Genomic DNA, 17,684 nt, shown 5'->3' on the forward strand with positions numbered 1-17,684 from the left:
TGTTTATACAATTTCTAATTAATTTTTTGTTACAATTATTGCAAGCGTTTTCCAATTTTATGAATGAGGTGATTCAGGTGAAAGTGCAACACATAGCTGCAAGAGAGGGAAATCATAATCTGAAAGACTATGAAAAAACATACCAGGATTTTTCATGGGATGATGTGAAAAAGAACTTTTCATGGAATGAAACTGGAAAGGTGAACATGGCGCATGAAGCAGTAGATCGTCATGCCGCTGATCCGAATAAAAAGGATAAGGTTGCATTATATTACTCTTCTCCTGACAGAGAAGAAGAGGTAACCTTTGAACAGCTTAGTGAACGAAGTAATAAATTCGCTAATGTATTAAAAAAATATAATGTTAAAAAAGGCGACAGGGTATTCTTATTCATGCAAAGAAGCCCAGAATTTTACAATGCTTTCTTTGGTATATTAAAGCTAGGTGCGATTGCTGGCCCGTTGTTTGAAGCATTTATGGAGCAGGCAGTGCGTGACCGTCTACAAGATAGTGAAGCAAGTGTGCTAATTACGACTCCAGATCTCCTGTATAGGGTCCCACAGGAAGAACTGCCTGATTTGAAAAAAATTATCCTTGTTGGCGATCATAAGGAAGACTCAGATAAATATATTGATTATAAAAAGGCAATGGCTGAGGCCTCGGCTGATTTGGAAATTGAATGGGTAGACCTTGAAGATGGAATGGTAATTCATTATACTTCTGGTTCCACCGGGAAGCCAAAAGGAGTCTATCATGTTCATAATGCAATGATTCAGCAGTATGCAACAGCTGAATGGGTGCTTGATTTAAAAGAGGATGATGTGTATTGGTGTACGGCTGACCCGGGCTGGGTTACGGGAACAAGCTATGGTATATTTGCCCCATGGCTGCTTGGTGTTACCAATGTGATTAGGGGTGGACGTTTCACACCAGATGACTGGTATAGCACATTGGAGAAATATAAAGTAACCGTCTGGTATACTGCACCTACAGCTTTGCGAAAATTATTAAGTGCCGGTGAAGAAACTGTAAAAAAATATGATCTGTCAGCTTTAAGACATTTCATGAGTGTTGGTGAACCGCTAAATCCCGAGGTTATTACATGGGGATTAAAGGCATTTGATTTACGGATCCATGATACATGGTGGATGACGGAGACGGGTGCACAGCTCATTGTTAACGTACCTAGTCTGGAAATTCGCCCAGGGTCGATGGGGAAACCAATTCCGGGTATTGAAGCATCCATTGTCGATAATGAAGGAAATGAGCTTCCTCCAAATCAAATGGGAAATCTGGCCATTAAAGAAGGCTGGCCTGCAATGATGCGTACAATCTGGAACAGACCGGAAAAATTCGAAAGCTATTTTATTAATGGCTGGTATGTTTCCGGAGACAGTGCCTATAAAGATGAAGATGGCTACTTCTGGTTCCAGGGACGTCTGGATGATGTTATCAATACATCTGGTGAACGCGTCGGGCCATTCGAAGTAGAAAGTAAATTAATTGAGCATGAAGCAGTTGCTGAGGCTGGTGTTATCGGTAAGCCAGATCCAGAGCGCGGTGAAATTATTAAAGCATTTATTACATTGAATGACGGTTATGAAAAATCTGATGAACTGCTTGAAGATATTCGTCAGTTTGTAAAAACAGGCTTAGCAGGTCATGCAGCACCACGCGAAATGGAAATCCGTGACTCCATTCCGAAAACACGCAGTGGTAAAATCATGCGTCGTCTGTTGAAGTCCTGGGAGCTGGGATTACCAACTGGTGATACATCCACGTTGGAGGAATAAGGTATAAAGGGTAGGGAAAACTTTGACTTCCCGTCATTTTTTGGCGGTGGTTAAAGTTTTTCTTTCTTAAAGGAGAAAATATACATGAAAAAATGTGATGTGGCTGACATGATGGATGATCCGGTTCATATTTATCCTTATACAGCAATCCTTATGAAGCCAGGTGATGTTATCTATTCACATAAGACAGCCTTATCATCATTTATGGTTGGACATGCAGGGATTGTTGGAGTAAATTACCGAATCTATCATGTAAATCGATGGGGCAGTAAGGGACATGCGGACAGCATGCCAATATATCTGAGCAGACATAAAAAGGGTGAAAAGCTTACAATACTCAGAAATGACTATGAAGAGATAGCAGAAGAAGCTGCAAAATGGGCGAAGCAGAATATAGAAAAAGTTAAAAAATACACTTTCACAAGAGATTTGGCTGATTTTGAATTAAATTATTGCTCCAAGTATATTTGGCAGGCCTATTATTTTGGAAGTGAAGGTAAAGTTGATCTTACAGAGCGGGGGTTTGATCCCACATCAAAGAAATACGTGACGCCTACACAGATTTACAATAACTTTGATAAAATAGGAAGCTTTGTAAATAAATAATAGGAGCTCCCCCAGGCAATGCGGAAGCTCCTGTTAACTTATGCAGTAATATCTTCAGCTGGCCCGAAGATTTCAAAATGGATATCTGCATCTGCTACATGACTTTTTTTCAAGTTTTGATAAGCTGCACGCATAAATCCTTTTGGTCCACAGAAATAAAATGCTGCATCATTTGTTGGAAGAATCTTTTCAAGCCATTCAGAATCAATATAACCTTCTTTATCACATTGTTCATCAGCTTCAGGACTATCATATACGGTATAGCTTGTTACGTTTTCTTTAGTTTCAGCAATTTCCTGCACTCTGGTCTTCATGGCATGGAATCTGCCGGATCTAGCTGCATGTATAAAAATCACTTCACGTTCCGGTTGTTCTTTAATAACTGTTTCAAGCATACTCATCATTGGTGTTAGTCCAACGCCACCACTCATTAAAATTAAGGCCCGAGAATCTTCCAGATCCAGTACAAATTCTCCAGATGGTGCACTGATTGGTAAAATACTGCCTTCCTCAAGATTTTCATGTAAAAAGCTTGATACAACACCAGCAGGATTATCACCTAGTGCATCCTCACGTTTTACACTAATACGATAGACACCTTCACCCGGGGCACAGGATAAGCTGTATTGACGCAGGTGATTATGGGTTTCCCCCTCAATCTCAGCCTTTACTGTGACGTATTGCCCAGCCTGGTATACAGGAAATGGATTTCCATCAGCAGGCTCCAGATAAAATGATGTAATAACATCACTTTCCACAACCTTTTTCGTTACTTTAAAGTTACGGAAATCAACCCATCCGCCGACTGTATTTTTTGTTTCCTCATACATTTCTTTTTCAATAGAGATAAAAACATCAGCAATGACACCATATGCTTTTTCCCATGCAACCACAATGTCATCAGTAGCTGCCTCACCTAAAATATCCTTAATTGCCAGTAATAAATACTTTCCAACAATTGGATAATGCTCCGGTTTAATATTTAAACTTTTATGTTTATGTGAGATTAATTTTACATTTGGTAAAATAGCTTCCAGGTTGTCAATATTAGCAGCCGCTGCATATACAGCCCCTGCTAGAGCCTTTGATTGATTCCCTTTGCGCTGATTTGTTTGGTTAAAGATGTTTTTTAATTCAGGATGATTTTCAAACATTAATTGATAGAAACGTGCTGTAATTTTCTCACCATGTTCTTGTAACACTGGTACGGTAGCCTTTATAATATCTCTAGTTTCTTTGTCTAACCCCATTGCAGTGGTTGTCATAATAAAGCACTCCCTTTTGAAATATAAGTAAGTATGTTGCTTGTATCTTTATTGTATAACCACTATTAACACTATGACAATGGGGTTAAAGCAGGTTTATCTTACAATTATGTGAAAGTGTGAGCAATATCACGAAACCAGGATTTGATATTAGAAGGTATGTTTTATTTTCACCCAAATGGGAAGAACATTCTATGTAACCTAAAGTAAAAGGAGCGGATAATTTATGGGTAAGAAAATAGCAACTGTAATTACAAATATGTTTGAAGATGTAGAATATACAGAGCCACTGAAGGCATTCACAGATGCAGGACATGAAGTTATTACGATTGAAAATGAAAAAGGCAATCAGGTTCAAGGGAAAAATAAAGAAACAAGCCTAACAATTGATCAGGGGATTGATGATGCAAACCCTAATGATTTTGATGCATTGTTTATTCCAGGTGGTTTTTCACCGGATCAGCTTCGTGCAGATGACCGCTATGTAAAATTTGCAAAGAAATTCATGGATGATAATAAGCCTGTATTTGCCATCTGTCACGGACCACAACTATTAATCACAGCAAAATCACTCGAGGGCAGGGATGCCACAGGGTATAAATCGATCCAGGTGGATATGGAATATGCAGGAGCAAAAGTGAAAGACGAGGAAGTCGTTGTTTGTCAAAATCAGCTTGTAACAAGTCGCACACCTGATGATATTCCCGCATTTAACCGGGAAGCATTGAATCTTTTGAAATAAGGTAAAATAAAGTGAGCCGCAAATCCAGTCCTTACTGGATTTGCGGCTCTAATCTTTTTCTATTCCAGTTTAGTAATCGTAAAATTGTCATCCAGTAACAGCCAGTTTTGCGGAAAGGCCAGGCCAAGCTTCCAATAAGCAATACCAAGTAAATTTAATTCTTTTATCAAATCAAATTTTGCCTGAATGGATCGTGCATCCTCAAACCAGACTTCATGCTGATTACCTTCTGCATCTGTATACATAAAAAATGGTGCTTGTGCGACCGTATCGTATTGGATAACGGCATTATTTTCTCTTGCAAGCGTTATTGCCTGCTGGGGACTAAGTGCACGGGCTGGTTCTCCTCCCGGAACGAAAGGTAGTGTCCAGTCATAGCCATACAGGTTTTGCCCTAATAGAATTTTATCTGCAGGCATTTCCGTCAGCGCGTATTCCACTACCCTTCTTACCTGATCAATCGGTGAAACTGCCATTGCGGGCCCCCCGCTATATCCCCATTCATATGTCATTAATACAACCATGTCAGCAATTTCCCCATGTGCTGCATAATCATGTGCTTCATATAAAGTTCCTGTTTGTGTCGCACTCGTTTTTGGTGCAAGTGCTGTGGACATTAGCAGTCCGGCCTGAGAGAAACGTTCCTTGGCTGTTCTAAGGAAATTATTATACGCTTCCCTGTCTGCAGGCGGTACAAATTCAAAATCAAAATGAACATCTGTATATCCTATTGTTGTAGCTATATTGACGATGTTATCAAGTAATGTGTTTTGTACAGCTTGAACGGTTAATATGATATGTGCTAGTTCAGAACTGAATGCACCTTCCTCCAGATTTGTTATAACAAGCATTAATGCCGTATTATTGTTTTGAGCTATTTGCTGTAGATTGCCCATTGGGGGTTCTGTAAGGCTGCCATCCCGATTAACGTTGTAGCTGAAATGTGCAAGATAAGTTAGAACTGGGGTGGTTTTTTCTGCAGCATTTTCCAGGGTTTCTGAAACGGATCCGCCTAATGGTTCAATATATGCATTGCTTGTGATTGGTCTTTTAGCCTGGGGTGGAATGTACAGGCGATATCCAATGGTAAGCATATTCTGGACTGGAAAATTATTAATCTGTGCAAGCTGCTGATAGGACATGCCGAATTCCTCAGCAATAGAATATAAACTGTCACCAGACTGAACAAAATAAAATTGACCTATAATCGGAATAACAAGTGCTTGCCCAATAACAAGATTATTCGGTGCATCCAGCTCATTTGCATTTATAATTGCAGTGACTGATGTATTATAGGTATTGGCAATTCCGGATAAAATCTCACCACTTTGAACGACATGTATTTGCAAAAAATCCCTCCTCGAAATAATTCTCTTCCTACAATTTATGAGGGAGGGCTAGAGGTTATGCCAGTTTAGAAGGCATCAATTTTTGCTTTCATTACCGAATTCATCAAATAAAGGGCGTAATCATTCGTCTCTTTTTCCTCTGATGCCATACAGTTTTTTGGAATATACATATCAAATTGGTACATATATGCATCTTTTGCTGTAAATAAAATACAGATGTCTCCAGCAACTCCAGCCATAATCAGATGTGTTTTTCCCAATTCATTCAACAGGGATTGAAGCGGGGTTTGAAAAAAGGCAGAGTGCTGTGGTTTAATTAAGAAATAGTCATTGTCATCCGGCTTTATAGCATCAATGATATGCTCACTTTTCTCATTTCGGCAAAGGTCAATTATTTTATTAAAATCTGCTTGCCATAAACCGTAGTGATCATTAATATAAATCGTTGGTATTTTATTTTCTTTCGCAAATGCTTTCAGTTTTTTCAGGTTGGGTAAAATATCATTGGTATGTTTCAATAGTTTTTGACTTCCATCAAAGTCAAAATGGTTTATAATATCTACAAACAATACGGCAGTTTTTTTATAGTCGTTTTCCATTGTGAAACTCCTTTGTTTTTGGTTTTTCTCGTAAATTTTTGTTGTTTTTAATGTTCGCAGTAGATGTGAAATGCGAAGTAACTGCTATGTTGATTTCCGCTTCGGACAGTCGCTTTCCGCGGGCACGGCCTCAGCCTCCTCGAGAAAACCACTCTGCGGGGTCTTCGGACACGTGCTATTCCCGCAGGAGTCGACTGCCCTACGCTCCAATCAACCGCCACAAAAGAGGATATCACTTGTTTGATTCAATTAAGTGGCAGATCAATTTTCGAAGTTGAAAGCATACTCCCAGCGGAGGAAACACACGTAGACTCCTGCAGGAGGAAAGGCATAGGTGAGACCCCGCAGTGCGTAGCACGAGGAGACTCACCAGCCGCCTGCGGAAAGCGTAGTGTGTTTCCGTAGCGGTAATTAACGCACCTGCCACCATCTTTAGTTACGTCGTAGTTTATAGATTTTGTGTCGAAAATAACCTATTTATAAGCTTATCTTTATTTATTTCCCGTTTAATTAATTTCAAACTTTAAAGAAATGTTGTGATATAAATGGTCGATGAAAAATATATGCTGGCAGCAATAGGAGAAGCTGAAAAAGCCCGTGATATTAATGAAGTCCCTATTGGTGCGGTGATTATATTTGAGAATGAAATAATCGCAGCAGGCTATAATGTCAGGGAAACATCACAGACCACCCTGTCGCATGCGGAACTTATTGCTATTCAGGAAGCCAATGGAAAAATTGGCAGTTGGCGTCTGGAAGACTGTACGCTATATGTAACGCTTGAGCCTTGTCCCATGTGCGCAGGTGCAATCGTACAATCACGCATAAAACGAGTGGTATATGGTGCGGCTGATCCCAAAGCCGGCTGTGGGGGTACATTAATGAACTTGCTGAACGATGAAAGATTTAATCACCAAGTAGAGTTAACAAAGGGTATATTGGAAAAAGAATGCGCACAGTTGTTAACAGATTTTTTTAAAACGTTAAGACTTAGAAAAAAATGACGATATTTTCCATTGCATTATTCAAACAGAATCGTTATAATTGATATTGTCGTGCTAAGCGGGGAGGTAGCGGTGCCCTGTACTCGCAATCCGCTATAGCGAGGTCGAATTCCCATCTTAGGTGGGGCGACTTTATGGTCTGCCTTAAGGGATTGGTGTTGACGCTCAGGTCCTGCGCAACAGAAACCCATGAATTCTGTCAGGTCCGGAAGGAAGCAGCAGTAAGTGGTGTTTTCTGTGTGCCGCAGGGAAGCCTAGGCCGAGCCATGAACTTAAGTAACGCTTAGGGACGTCACATCGATGATGGGTGCACGGCGTACATATGAGAAAAACCTTCTGTCAGTATTGGCAGAAGGTTTTTCTGTTAGTTGAGAGATATAGGCATAAAGTTGAGAGACTCACGGGTAAAGTTGAGACATACGAATGGAAAAAGCAGATTTCTCCCAACTTTCACCTGTTGTGTTTCAACTTCCACCACTTTTCTCTCAACTTACTAAGGCTGTCTCTCAACTTATTACTCCCGCAGACAAAAAAACATTAAATTAGTTCACATTCACCCCTCAAATCCGGTATAATTTATTTTTTGTCTATTCAAATTAAGGATAATGGTTCATTTAAATTCATGTCTGAAAAATGTAGAAGATTATAGTCTAACGTATTTATTCAAAATAAACGTAAGTGCTGCAATGCCTATAATTACAACCCTGTAGGTCATATTTAGTCCAACCTTAAAGCTTTTGTGAATGCTAAACTAAAATAGACAGTTTTTGATAGATAAGATTGGACACTTTTTTACCAGCATACTATGGGGTTTTGACATTGAAATAGGTGTCGGCCCGGAGGGGCGGCACCTATTTCAATGTCTTGCGGTTGTTTTCCCATACCCATTAAATAATGACCCTCTTTGTTGTATACTATGATAGATTTTTAGAATTCATATCAGCAACGGAGGGAACTTGAAAGGTGGAAAAGTGGCAAGTGTACATGGAAATTTATCAATTAAAGCAGCGTGGATTTAAGATAAGAAGAATAGCAAAAAAGTTGGGGATATCGAGAACAATGGTTTACAAATATCTTGATAAGTCACCGGAAGAAATGAGTGAATGGATGGCCTCAACTAAAACAAGATCCAAAAAGTTGGATCCGTATGAAATGCTTATCCATACATGGCTCAGTGAACATCCTGATCTATCGGGAGCACAAATCTATGATTGGTTGAAAGAAAGATATAAGGATATAAAAGTTGGTGAGAGCACTGTACGTGGGTATGTCATGGAGTTAAGAGAAAAATATTCCATACCTAAAACAGCATCTAAACGGGTCTATCAAGCTATTCCAGACCAACCAATGGGTCAGCAGATCCAGGTTGACTTTGGACACACCAAACAGAAAACAATCGAAGGAAAAGAAGTCAAACTAAACTTTATTTGTTTTGTGCTTTCGCATTCCAGATATAAATATATGAAGTGGTTGGATAGACCGTTCTTAACAAAGGATGTAATTCAATCACATGAAGATGCGTTTCAGTTCTTTGGGGGAATTCCGTACGAAATTGTTTATGATCAGGATTCATTAATTGTAGTCAGTGAAAATGCAGGAGATTTGATTCTAACGAGTGAATTTCAAGCGTACCGTGACGAAAGGGAATTAAACCTTTTGGTTTGCCGAAGAGCAGATCCCGAAAGCAAAGGACGTATAGAAAATGTGGTTGGATTTGTAAAGAAAAACTTCGCAAAAAACCGTATCTTTCATACGATAGACAAATGGAATGAACAAAGTGAATCATGGCTTGAAAGAACAGGTAATGGCAAGGTTCATAATACAACAAAAAAGAGACCAGTCGAAGTGTTTGCCCTTGAAAAACAACACTTAAGACCAGTCACTACAAGAATTACTACTTCAAGTATTGATTCAAGTATATCAAGAACGGTTCGGAAGGACAACACCATTATCTACAAATCCAATCGCTATTCCGTCCCTCTTGGGACGTATAAGAAGGGTAAAGAGGTACACATTGAAATTACTGATGATAACCATTTAATTATACGGGAAAGTTTAGAGGGAGCTATTATTGCGGATCATCAAATTAGTCATGAAAAGGGTAAATTGATTCAGCATAGCCAGCATACGCGTGATCGCTCCAAAGGAATACCAGCATATATTACAAGCGTTTCAGAGCAGTTTGAAAATGTAGAGATGGCTTACGCCTATCTGGAGGAAATCCGTAAAAGGTATCCTCGTTATATTCGCGACCAACTTCAACTTGTTTCAGGCACATTTAAATCCGTTGATCAATCGATTGTGAATAAAGCTTTAGAAGAATGTATTCACCGAAATTTATACAGCGCAACTGAATTTAGCGATGTCGTTCAATACATCAAGCAACAACACCCATTGAATAATGGGCAGCGGGATGAATTCAAAAAAAGTCCGAAGCCTATAATGCATGGCTTAAATGAATCCATCATAAATGTGAAACCGCAAACACGTGAGGTAAGTGAATATCTGGAATTATTGAAAGGAGCATCCGTATGAATCATTCACTGGAACATATTCAACAACAATTGCGATCATTAAGGTTATCGGAATCTGCCGATTACCTGCCGACGCTTATTACACAAGCTGAGTCAGATGAATGGACATATCAAATGTTTCTAACTCGTTTGGCGGAATATGAACAAAAACGTCGCGATGAAAAACAGATTGAAAGAAGATTAAAATGGGCTGCATTCCCTTCTTATAAAACACTGGATGCGTTTAACCTTAACGAACAGCAATCATTAAGCAAGAAGCATATCAGCCAACTAAAAGAGTTTACATGGTTGGATCAATTATACAGTCTTATCCTTTTGGGACCGCCAGGTGTGGGGAAAACACACTTGGCAACGGGGCTAGGGATAGAGGCCATTTATCAAGGGTATAAAGTTTCTTTTATCTCTATGGGAGATTTAATTCATACATTAAAAACGGAGGATATTATAAGGAAATCACAGACAAAAATGAAACGTATTAGGGAATCAAATTTAGTGATTATTGATGACCTTATGTTTATGGCAATGGATAACCGTGAAGCGAACTTATTCTTCCATTTGATAAACGACCTATACGACAAATCCTCCATCATTTTAACATCAAATAAGGCACCAAATGAATGGGGTGATTTATTAGGAGATCCTGGTTTAACCACAGCCATATTGGATCGGATAATACATCGGGCTGAAGTCATACATTTTCGAAACGATGACAGTTATCGTATGAAACATCGTTCTTCCATTTTTGAGAACAAAAGTGTCCAAAATTAATTAGCAAAAAGTGTTCAATTTTACTTGACGGTCACAGCTTTCCAAACTCATTTCATTAACTTCGGAATATAGGTCGAGAATGATTATTCCAAGCACCAACCCCGTAGCTGCGGTGATACTGGTATAGTAGTTGATTTTTTGGCCACGTTCATCATTTCCTTGTGTAAATAAAAAATGGACCCAATAAATAAATGCAAAAAGAAAAACAATCAAAATAAGGCTATTCATGATTTACCTCCTTTGAATAAGAAAATATTTCTTCAATGGACTTATCAAACACATATGCAATTTCAAATGCAAGAACCAATGATGGGTTATAACGATTATGTTCAAGTGCATTTATTGTCTGTCTGGTAACACCCACTTTCTTTGCCAATTTTTCCTGTGACAATCTTGCTTGGGTTCTGAATAAATATACTTTATTGTCTAAATTACCTTTTTTCACTGCAGCTCACCTTATTCGTTAAAATGTAATGTATTTTTTACAGTATGTATGAAATATATTACAATATTTAAATCTTTATTGCAAGTGTTTTCAGATAATTACCAAGATATACTTTTGAATATCTGTATGGAGTTTCACTAAAAGGTTCACATTCACCCCCAAAATCGGGTATAACCCCTCTCTTAAGGATTAAAAAATGAAAGGTTATCGTTATCCCGATGTATAGGAAGGCAGTGCTAACATGGATTTGTGAATTACCTTTAAACTTTATAAGCCAGATACGATTGTTTAAAGAAATTGCAGATACCATAGCTATACACTAAATATTCTTAAGATCGAAAGTCAATAACGCCCGTACTATGTGGAACAATAAAATAACAAGAACTGGACTCATGTTGCAGAAACAAATGTCCACAACATGATTTTATTTTTTAGAAAACTACTCTCGTAGAATTCGGTTGTTTTATCGCTATTTATTAGCAATCCTTTATTTTTAAAATTTTTTTTGGTCTGATACAGTTCTACATGCATAAAAAAAGCCACCAAAAAAATGTGGTGGCTTTTAATAATTCCATATGACTCTTCTTATAAAAGATAAGGCAATTGCTGACAACAAATTCATATTGCTATCCCAGAAATGAGTAATGTTGCTATGGTCATTACTTTTTTTAATTTTATTTTATGCTGGCAAATAAATATTCTATTTTCGCATTGAAAAATAAATAAAATAAACTTTATGTTTTATTTTGTAATTTTGATTTTATTTTGACTAATTTGTTATGTAATTTTATTTTGCTGTAACCGTCTATTCATTTTTTAACTAAAATACTGTATAAAATAAAGTTAAAAAGCAAACTATACAAAGGGAGGTGTCATATGATAAAAATAATGAAAAATATAATTTTAATTACTACATTTTATTTGATTTTATTCTTTAATTTAGAACAATATACCTTTGCAACAGATGATGATCATGATTTTGATTCCAAGATTCCCATGAGCATTGAAGAGGTATATGAAGTACAAGGGTATCTAAAAGGTATTGATAAAAAAGTTAAAGAATTTGAAAACAAATATGATGCAGTTGTTAAGCTTCCTGAAAAAATGCCATTTAAGGTAAATAAAAAATTTGCAAGGATAGCTGAGGATGATACATTATCGTTACATTTCATTGGGGAAGATCAAAAAGACCTTTTTCAAATAACAATTAATCCAAACAAACCTCTAGAAGAAGAAACCAACTATACTTTAGATAATGGAAAAAAGGTATATTTTGAAGTGATACACCCTTCAAATATGTCCGGAATAATGCAATTATATATTAAAATTGAAAAATTCGAATATATTTTGGGTATGAAAATAAATGAAAAATATAATAAAGAAACTTTAATCAATGTAACAGAGTCAATAAATTAGAAAAGACATTACTAACAATTATGTTAGTAATGTCTTTTCTCCTATCGAAATGCATATGATAATGAAGCCTTAGCATGGGATCTTCCTTGAGAAGAATCACCACTTTTTAATAATACATGATAGAAACCACTTCTGGGAGCTTTTACACTTTTGAAATTCGAACCTCCACTTCCTACTGCGCCTAATGAGGTTATAAGATTTAAATTTTCATCGTATAAATATGCACCAACCTGGAACAGGCTATCATCCCAAGTTAATACATCTAGCATAATTCTCCCACCTTTTGGTACATAAATATCATTAGTATTTGCCGATTTGTCTCCCTTAAAAATAGTTACTGACTGACATCTGACATATGAATCTGAACAGTTGACTTACTTGCAGCATCTGCCCCTATTGGGTTGGATAAAATAAAAAATAGAAAACTAAAAGATAACAACACTCCAAAAAGCAATTTTTTCATCTTTTTACCTCTTCTCTCATTTTATTATTTTAAATCCTATATATATTAATTCGGCTCCTCGCTATTTGATGTTGGGAGCATAACCAAAAGATAGAATCGTAGTCGGTTTGACATGGAGCCTCATGGGCATGATTTACGAGCCAAGCCGCCAATATGAAAGGGATATTGGCTCACGCATAGAAATGCTATCATGCCCGCCGCTCCACGTAAAACCTCCTATTCTAGCATCTGCTCCAATACTAAATAGTGGAGAGGAAAAGATTCTTTTCACTTTTTTTTACTTTGTAAAAAAATTATAAGTGAAGCTAAGAATAAATATAGTAAACTTAAATGAGCACTGACTAAAAATAATATATATCGAATATAATAGTCAGTCGTAAAAATAAAGTTTCCTTTTCCAAAATCCATAAAAAATCTAACAATCTCAGGTAAGACAGCTGAAATAACGGCAATAGTAATTACACAAAAAATAAATCGATTTTTTTCTTTTTCAAACAATTACTCACACCTTCTATTGATAACGGAATTCTTTGCCATAAAATACTCCAACGGGTTTATTTGCTTGTCCATTTCCTGCTTTATAATACTTATTCCGTCGTGGTTTATATATATCGTATCTATATTTAACCTTAACAGGATTTGCATATATTCTTACATGGTCTACTTTTTTTCCGTTATGAGTTTTAGGGGCTGTATAAGGTCCGCCAGTATAAGTTACAGTGTGACTCTTACTTACATTAAAACCTAGAGACGTTGTAACTACAAGTGAACTTATACTTGTAGAATTTGAATAATTTGTTGTTACAGAATAACTATTTGTTAAAGTAGCAGGTATTCCTGGTTGTGCCCAAATTGTATTTAGTAATTCACTACTGAACGCTGATTGTCCAAGGTTTCGTATATTACTTAAATATGGCAGCAATATTCCTTTTGGGGTTATCAAATCATTATCTTTTAAACTAATTGATTCTCTTGTATCAATTACAGCAACCCCCATAATATTTGAATCATTAATATACTTATTAACGTTTTCATTAAATTCAATATCAGAATCATAGTCTGCTCTGTCAATTACTACCTTATCTGCGCTGTTTTCTATTACTTCTAAAGTAAGTTCTTCACTCGGTGAGTCAATATTTTCCTGAGCATTAACAAAAACCGGAGCTACACCAATAGATATTAAAGCCAGCAGAAAGACCCTAAAAAATCTTTTAACCATTTACAAACCTCCTAATATAATTATTTTGTCATTTATATAATATTTAGATAATTCTACCAATCATTTAAAACGGTATTACTTTGTAGCTTTATTAAATATCTTTAAAATTTTGATTTCCTTCTTGTAAAATCTTAATCCATATCCACACCTCCAATACAAATAGTTTAATAGTTTGTAAAGTAATCGTATCACAAAAACGAGGAAATGCATATTGGGAAAATAACCACTATTTCGACAAATTTTCACCCTATAATTTAAAGAATTACTATCAACTTTTCCAGTTATATGAAAATCTTATACCCTTTGGAGAATTTATCCGTGATGGAAGATTACAAATGATTTAATGACACAAATTTTTAATTATTTCTCAATAATAATATTTCATAAATTATTAATGTCATTTTTTATAATATCATCATGGAGTTTCACTAAATGGTTCACATTCACCCCCAAAATCGGGTATAATTAAAAGGAGATCATAGAGGGGTAAATAATATGAGTTATCAAGCATTATATCGCGTCTGGCGCCCTAGGGAATTCCAGGACGTTGTTGGACAAACACATATAACCCGAACATTGCAGAATGCGATTGTTCAGGAGAAATTTTCACATGCTTACCTTTTTTCCGGCCCTCGTGGTACAGGGAAAACGAGTGCTGCGAAGATTTTTGCGAAAACAATCAACTGTGAACGTTCACCTGTTAAAGAGCCATGTAATGAATGTGCGGCATGCCGCGGAATTCAGGATGGTTCAATTTCTGATGTAATTGAAATTGATGCCGCATCAAATACAAGTGTTGATGATATCCGTGATATCCGTGATAAAGTAAAATATGCATCAAGTTCTGTGCCTTACAAGGTATATATTATTGATGAAGTGCATATGATCTCTGTTAATGCATTTAATGCACTATTAAAAACATTGGAAGAGCCACCAAAGCATGTGGTATTTATTTTGGCTACAACAGAACCGCATAAGATTCCATTAACGATACTTTCAAGATGTCAGCGTTTTGACTTTAAACCAATATCAAATCAGACGATTGTTGATCGTATGCAGACGATTATTGGGGAAGAAAATGTTTCAGTTTCAAAGGAAGCACTGGAAACAGTTGCCCTGGCAGCAGAAGGTGGCATGCGCGATGCTTTAAGTACTTTGGATCAGGCAATTTCGTATAGTGATGAACGTGTTGAATTAGAAGACGTACTAGCTGTTACCGGTGGAGTTTCGCAAAGCGTCCTGACAGATATAGTAAAGGCAATGCATGAAAAAGATGTACTGCATGCATTACAGCTTCTGGATCAATTAATTCAAGGTGGAAAAGACCCTGGACGTTTTGTATATGACTTAATCTATTTTATGCGCGACTTATTACTATTCAAAAGTGCACCATCGCTGGAAGAATTATTGGAACGTGCCAGAGTGGATGAGAGCTTTCACGCATTAACAGATGCTGTATCGATTAACTGGATCCAAGATGCAATTATGCAGTTAAATCAATGTCAGCAGGAAATAAAATGGACGAACAGCCCGAAAGTATTTATTGAGATAGCCATATTAACAATTACGAACCGTTACCTGAAGGAAGAGCATTCAGGCAAAGCAGAGGACTCCGAGGCAGTTGCAAATCTTACGGGCAAAATGGCACAATTGGAAAAAGAACTAAATATGCTAAAACAAAACCCGGTAGTCAGTGCCCAGCCCACACCACAGCGTGAGGCGAGAAGGCCGCAGTCAAGAGGTTCAAAAAACAGCTATAAAGTTCCAAATGAAAGAATTCGTGATGTATTGAGACAGGCAGAAAAACAGGCATTGAAAAATGTCCAGTCACAATGGGCTAACTTTTTATCAAAACTAAAAGGTACAAATGCGCCTGCACATGCAACTATTCAGGATAGTAAGCCTGCAGCTGCGTCAGAAGAGGCACTGGTTGTGGCGTTTAAATATGAAATCCATTGTTCCCTATTTCTCGATAATCGGGAGGTAGTTGAATCCGTACTGGCAAGTGTGATGGGGAAAAATTTAACCATTATACCAATTCCGGAAAATAATTGGACGGAACTACGTGCGGACTATATAAAAAACCAAGAAAAAACAACAGATCATGAGGAACAGGAACCCGATCCATTCGTGGAAGAAGCAAGGAAGCTTGTTGGAGATGACCTGCTGGAAATTCATGATTAAAATAGAAAAGTGTAGCGGGTATAGCACACTGGAAAAAATGATAAAAAATAATGAAAATTAGAAGGAGGCGTTTTCCATGAAAGGTATGGGAAATATGAACGGTATGATGAAGCAAATGCAAAAAATGCAAAAGAAAATGATGAAGGCACAGGATGAGCTGCATGAAATGACTTTTGAAGCATCTGCAGGCGGCGGTATGGTTACTGTTGTTGCAAATGGGCAAAAGGTAATTACAGATGTGCAAATTAAAGAAGAGGTAGTAGATCCGGATGATATCGAAATGCTTCAGGATCTTATTCTTGCAGCAACAAATGACGTTATTAAACAAATTGATGATAAAACAAATGATACAATGGGCCAATTCACGAAAGGGATGAATATGCCTGGAATGTTCTAAATTCTAGGAGGAATTCTAATGTATTATCCAGAACCGATATCAAAACTGATTGACAGTTTTACAAAATTGCCGGGGATTGGACCGAAAACGGCAGTCCGACTGGCTTTTTTTGTTTTGAATATGAAAGATGATGATGTGCTGGAATTTGCAAATTCACTGGTTAATGCGAAGCGGGAGCTGTCGCATTGCTCCATCTGCGGACATATCACAGATCAGGATCCATGTGCGATATGTCAGGATACATCAAGGGATTCATCAATAATTTGTGTAGTGCAGGATCCAAAAGATGTTATTGCAATGGAAAAAATGAAGGAATATCACGGGAAATACCATGTTCTTCATGGTGCAATCTCCCCAATGGATGGCATCGGGCCAGAGGATATTAATGTACCTGATTTGCTAAATCGTTTGAAGGATGAAGAAGTTGAAGAAATCATCCTTGCAACAAACCCAAACATCGAAGGAGAAGCAACAGCTATGTATATTTCACGTCTCGTTAGGCCATCAGGAATTAAAACAACACGAATTGCACATGGCTTGCCTGTTGGCGGTGACTTAGAATATGCAGACGAAGTGACATTGTCAAAAGCATTAGAGGGTAGAAGAGATTTGTAAAAGTTAGGTGAGCACATGGGGAAGAAACGAATAAAACGTGTTGTTGATGAAGAACTGTTAGATGCGATTTTTGAATTAGAAAGAGAATGGAAGCAGATCGAATCATTAATGGAGAAAAGCATGGAGCCAACCTTTGCTGGCAGTAATTCAGAAGCTTTAGCGAAAGCGAAGTATTTATTTTTGCTGCGTGAAGCAAGACAGCGGAAATTAAGTGCGATAAGACGGATCTGAATTTTTAGAGGAAATACCACTGTTAAAAAGAGGATATAAGGGAATTTCCTTTAT

At 37.2% G+C, this 17,684-nt stretch carries 19 protein-coding genes and 1 other RNA gene; 12 read left to right on the forward strand and 8 right to left on the reverse strand.

Annotated features, from left to right (window positions below):
- The first annotated feature begins 59 nt into the window (after nucleotides 1-59).
- Together acsA and CIL05_RS16430 are read left to right on the forward strand one after the other, a co-directional pair.
- Nucleotides 60-1,793, forward strand: a complete 1,734-nt coding sequence (acsA, locus tag CIL05_RS16425) for an acetate--CoA ligase (protein WP_439144845.1) — start codon at nucleotides 60-62, stop codon at nucleotides 1,791-1,793.
- 84 nt (nucleotides 1,794-1,877) lie between these two features.
- Complete coding sequence (locus tag CIL05_RS16430; protein WP_095656628.1) at nucleotides 1,878-2,399, forward strand: hypothetical protein; 522 nt, start codon at nucleotides 1,878-1,880, stop codon at nucleotides 2,397-2,399.
- A gap of 38 nt (nucleotides 2,400-2,437) precedes the next feature.
- Here the strand turns inward: CIL05_RS16430 and hmpA are convergent, their stop codons facing one another.
- Nucleotides 2,438-3,664, reverse strand: a complete 1,227-nt coding sequence (gene hmpA, locus CIL05_RS16435) for an NO-inducible flavohemoprotein (protein ID WP_095656629.1) — start codon at nucleotides 3,662-3,664, stop codon at nucleotides 2,438-2,440.
- A 226-nt stretch (nucleotides 3,665-3,890) separates the two neighbouring features.
- Here hmpA and CIL05_RS16440 point away from each other — a divergent pair, with 226 nt between their 5' ends.
- On the forward strand, nucleotides 3,891-4,406 hold the full coding sequence (locus tag CIL05_RS16440; RefSeq protein ID WP_095656630.1) for a type 1 glutamine amidotransferase domain-containing protein: 516 nt from the start codon (nucleotides 3,891-3,893) through the stop codon (nucleotides 4,404-4,406).
- A 59-nt stretch (nucleotides 4,407-4,465) separates the two neighbouring features.
- Here CIL05_RS16440 and CIL05_RS16445 read toward each other — a convergent pair whose 3' ends face one another.
- Together CIL05_RS16445 and CIL05_RS16450 are read right to left on the reverse strand one after the other, a co-directional pair.
- Complete coding sequence (locus CIL05_RS16445; protein WP_095656631.1) at nucleotides 4,466-5,755, reverse strand: glycoside hydrolase family 18 protein; 1,290 nt, start codon at nucleotides 5,753-5,755, stop codon at nucleotides 4,466-4,468.
- A 65-nt stretch (nucleotides 5,756-5,820) separates the two neighbouring features.
- Entirely contained in the window at nucleotides 5,821-6,354 is a 534-nt protein-coding gene (locus CIL05_RS16450; RefSeq protein ID WP_095656632.1) for a cysteine hydrolase family protein, read from the reverse strand.
- 545 nt (nucleotides 6,355-6,899) lie between these two features.
- Here CIL05_RS16450 and tadA point away from each other — a divergent pair.
- The 4 genes from tadA to istB all read left to right on the forward strand — a co-directional run bounded on the left by tadA (nucleotide 6,900) and on the right by istB (nucleotide 10,660).
- Entirely contained in the window at nucleotides 6,900-7,358 is a 459-nt protein-coding gene (gene tadA, locus CIL05_RS16455; protein WP_095656633.1) for a tRNA adenosine(34) deaminase TadA, read from the forward strand.
- 49 nt (nucleotides 7,359-7,407) lie between these two features.
- Nucleotides 7,408-7,673, forward strand: an RNA gene (gene ffs, locus CIL05_RS16460) — signal recognition particle sRNA large type.
- Nucleotides 7,674-8,342: 669 nt separating this feature from the next.
- Complete coding sequence (gene istA, locus CIL05_RS16465; RefSeq protein ID WP_095656634.1) at nucleotides 8,343-9,893, forward strand: IS21 family transposase; 1,551 nt, start codon at nucleotides 8,343-8,345, stop codon at nucleotides 9,891-9,893.
- Nucleotides 9,890-10,660 carry an IS21-like element helper ATPase IstB gene (gene istB / locus CIL05_RS16470; RefSeq protein WP_095656635.1) on the forward strand — a complete coding sequence of 257 codons (771 nt, stop codon included), beginning with the start codon at nucleotides 9,890-9,892 and terminating at the stop codon, nucleotides 10,658-10,660. The genes istA and istB overlap by 4 nt, the downstream gene beginning before the upstream one ends.
- On the opposite strand, the gene CIL05_RS16475 is transcribed toward istB, so the two are convergent.
- Nucleotides 10,661-10,888 (reverse strand): hypothetical protein, encoded by a 228-nt coding sequence (locus tag CIL05_RS16475; protein WP_095656636.1) that lies wholly within the window; start codon nucleotides 10,886-10,888, stop codon nucleotides 10,661-10,663.
- Entirely contained in the window at nucleotides 10,881-11,105 is a 225-nt protein-coding gene (locus CIL05_RS16480) for a helix-turn-helix transcriptional regulator (RefSeq protein WP_095656637.1), read from the reverse strand. The genes CIL05_RS16475 and CIL05_RS16480 overlap by 8 nt, the downstream gene beginning before the upstream one ends.
- 876 nt (nucleotides 11,106-11,981) lie before the next feature.
- Between CIL05_RS16480 and CIL05_RS16485 the strand changes: the two genes are divergently transcribed.
- Nucleotides 11,982-12,521 (forward strand): hypothetical protein, encoded by a 540-nt coding sequence (locus CIL05_RS16485; RefSeq protein WP_095656638.1) that lies wholly within the window; start codon nucleotides 11,982-11,984, stop codon nucleotides 12,519-12,521.
- Between the two features lie 41 nt (nucleotides 12,522-12,562).
- Here CIL05_RS16485 and CIL05_RS16490 read toward each other — a convergent pair whose 3' ends face one another.
- From CIL05_RS16490 to CIL05_RS16500, 3 genes are all read right to left on the reverse strand, one after another.
- Nucleotides 12,563-12,790, reverse strand: a complete 228-nt coding sequence (locus CIL05_RS16490) for a hypothetical protein (RefSeq protein WP_095656639.1) — start codon at nucleotides 12,788-12,790, stop codon at nucleotides 12,563-12,565.
- Nucleotides 12,791-12,855: 65 nt separating this feature from the next.
- A complete protein-coding gene (locus CIL05_RS22825; protein ID WP_276245350.1) occupies nucleotides 12,856-12,984 on the reverse strand; it encodes a hypothetical protein in 129 nt (42 codons plus the stop codon).
- Between the two features lie 511 nt (nucleotides 12,985-13,495).
- Complete coding sequence (locus CIL05_RS16500) at nucleotides 13,496-14,203, reverse strand: hypothetical protein (RefSeq protein ID WP_095656641.1); 708 nt, start codon at nucleotides 14,201-14,203, stop codon at nucleotides 13,496-13,498.
- 495 nt (nucleotides 14,204-14,698) lie between these two features.
- Between CIL05_RS16500 and dnaX the strand changes: the two genes are divergently transcribed.
- From dnaX to CIL05_RS16520, 4 genes are all read left to right on the forward strand, one after another.
- Nucleotides 14,699-16,387, forward strand: a complete 1,689-nt coding sequence (dnaX, locus tag CIL05_RS16505; RefSeq protein ID WP_095656642.1) for a DNA polymerase III subunit gamma/tau — start codon at nucleotides 14,699-14,701, stop codon at nucleotides 16,385-16,387.
- 76 nt (nucleotides 16,388-16,463) lie between these two features.
- Nucleotides 16,464-16,784, forward strand: coding sequence for a YbaB/EbfC family nucleoid-associated protein (locus tag CIL05_RS16510; RefSeq protein WP_095656643.1), 321 nt, complete (start codon nucleotides 16,464-16,466; stop codon nucleotides 16,782-16,784).
- 18 nt (nucleotides 16,785-16,802) lie between these two features.
- Nucleotides 16,803-17,399 (forward strand): recombination mediator RecR, encoded by a 597-nt coding sequence (gene recR / locus CIL05_RS16515; protein WP_095656644.1) that lies wholly within the window; start codon nucleotides 16,803-16,805, stop codon nucleotides 17,397-17,399.
- A gap of 15 nt (nucleotides 17,400-17,414) precedes the next feature.
- A complete protein-coding gene (locus CIL05_RS16520) occupies nucleotides 17,415-17,630 on the forward strand; it encodes a YaaL family protein (protein ID WP_095656645.1) in 216 nt (71 codons plus the stop codon).
- The last annotated feature ends 54 nt before the right edge of the window (nucleotides 17,631-17,684 follow it).

This window comes from Virgibacillus profundi (assembly GCF_002287375.1).
GTDB classification, from domain to species: Bacteria; Bacillota; Bacilli; order Bacillales; family Amphibacillaceae; genus Virgibacillus_K; species Virgibacillus_K profundi.

Excerpts from the sequence above, each read along its gene's own strand:
- acsA (WP_439144845.1), top strand. The coding sequence starts at position 60 with ATGAATGAGGTGATTCAGGTGAAAGTGCAACACATAGCTGCAAGAGAG.
- CIL05_RS16430 (WP_095656628.1), top strand. The coding sequence starts at position 1,878 with ATGAAAAAATGTGATGTGGCTGACATGATGGATGATCCGGTTCATATT.
- hmpA (WP_095656629.1), bottom strand. The coding sequence starts at position 3,664 with ATGACAACCACTGCAATGGGGTTAGACAAAGAAACTAGAGATATTATA.
- CIL05_RS16440 (WP_095656630.1), top strand. The coding sequence starts at position 3,891 with ATGGGTAAGAAAATAGCAACTGTAATTACAAATATGTTTGAAGATGTA.
- CIL05_RS16450 (WP_095656632.1), bottom strand. The coding sequence starts at position 6,354 with ATGGAAAACGACTATAAAAAAACTGCCGTATTGTTTGTAGATATTATA.
- tadA (WP_095656633.1), top strand. The coding sequence starts at position 6,900 with ATGGTCGATGAAAAATATATGCTGGCAGCAATAGGAGAAGCTGAAAAA.
- istA (WP_095656634.1), top strand. The coding sequence starts at position 8,343 with ATGGAAATTTATCAATTAAAGCAGCGTGGATTTAAGATAAGAAGAATA.
- istB (WP_095656635.1), top strand. The coding sequence starts at position 9,890 with ATGAATCATTCACTGGAACATATTCAACAACAATTGCGATCATTAAGG.
- CIL05_RS16475 (WP_095656636.1), bottom strand. The coding sequence starts at position 10,888 with ATGAATAGCCTTATTTTGATTGTTTTTCTTTTTGCATTTATTTATTGG.
- CIL05_RS16485 (WP_095656638.1), top strand. The coding sequence starts at position 11,982 with ATGATAAAAATAATGAAAAATATAATTTTAATTACTACATTTTATTTG.
- CIL05_RS16490 (WP_095656639.1), bottom strand. The coding sequence starts at position 12,790 with ATGCTAGATGTATTAACTTGGGATGATAGCCTGTTCCAGGTTGGTGCA.
- CIL05_RS22825 (WP_276245350.1), bottom strand. The coding sequence starts at position 12,984 with ATGAAAAAATTGCTTTTTGGAGTGTTGTTATCTTTTAGTTTTCTATTT.
- CIL05_RS16500 (WP_095656641.1), bottom strand. The coding sequence starts at position 14,203 with ATGGTTAAAAGATTTTTTAGGGTCTTTCTGCTGGCTTTAATATCTATT.
- dnaX (WP_095656642.1), top strand. The coding sequence starts at position 14,699 with ATGAGTTATCAAGCATTATATCGCGTCTGGCGCCCTAGGGAATTCCAG.
- CIL05_RS16510 (WP_095656643.1), top strand. The coding sequence starts at position 16,464 with ATGAAAGGTATGGGAAATATGAACGGTATGATGAAGCAAATGCAAAAA.
- recR (WP_095656644.1), top strand. The coding sequence starts at position 16,803 with ATGTATTATCCAGAACCGATATCAAAACTGATTGACAGTTTTACAAAA.
- CIL05_RS16520 (WP_095656645.1), top strand. The coding sequence starts at position 17,415 with ATGGGGAAGAAACGAATAAAACGTGTTGTTGATGAAGAACTGTTAGAT.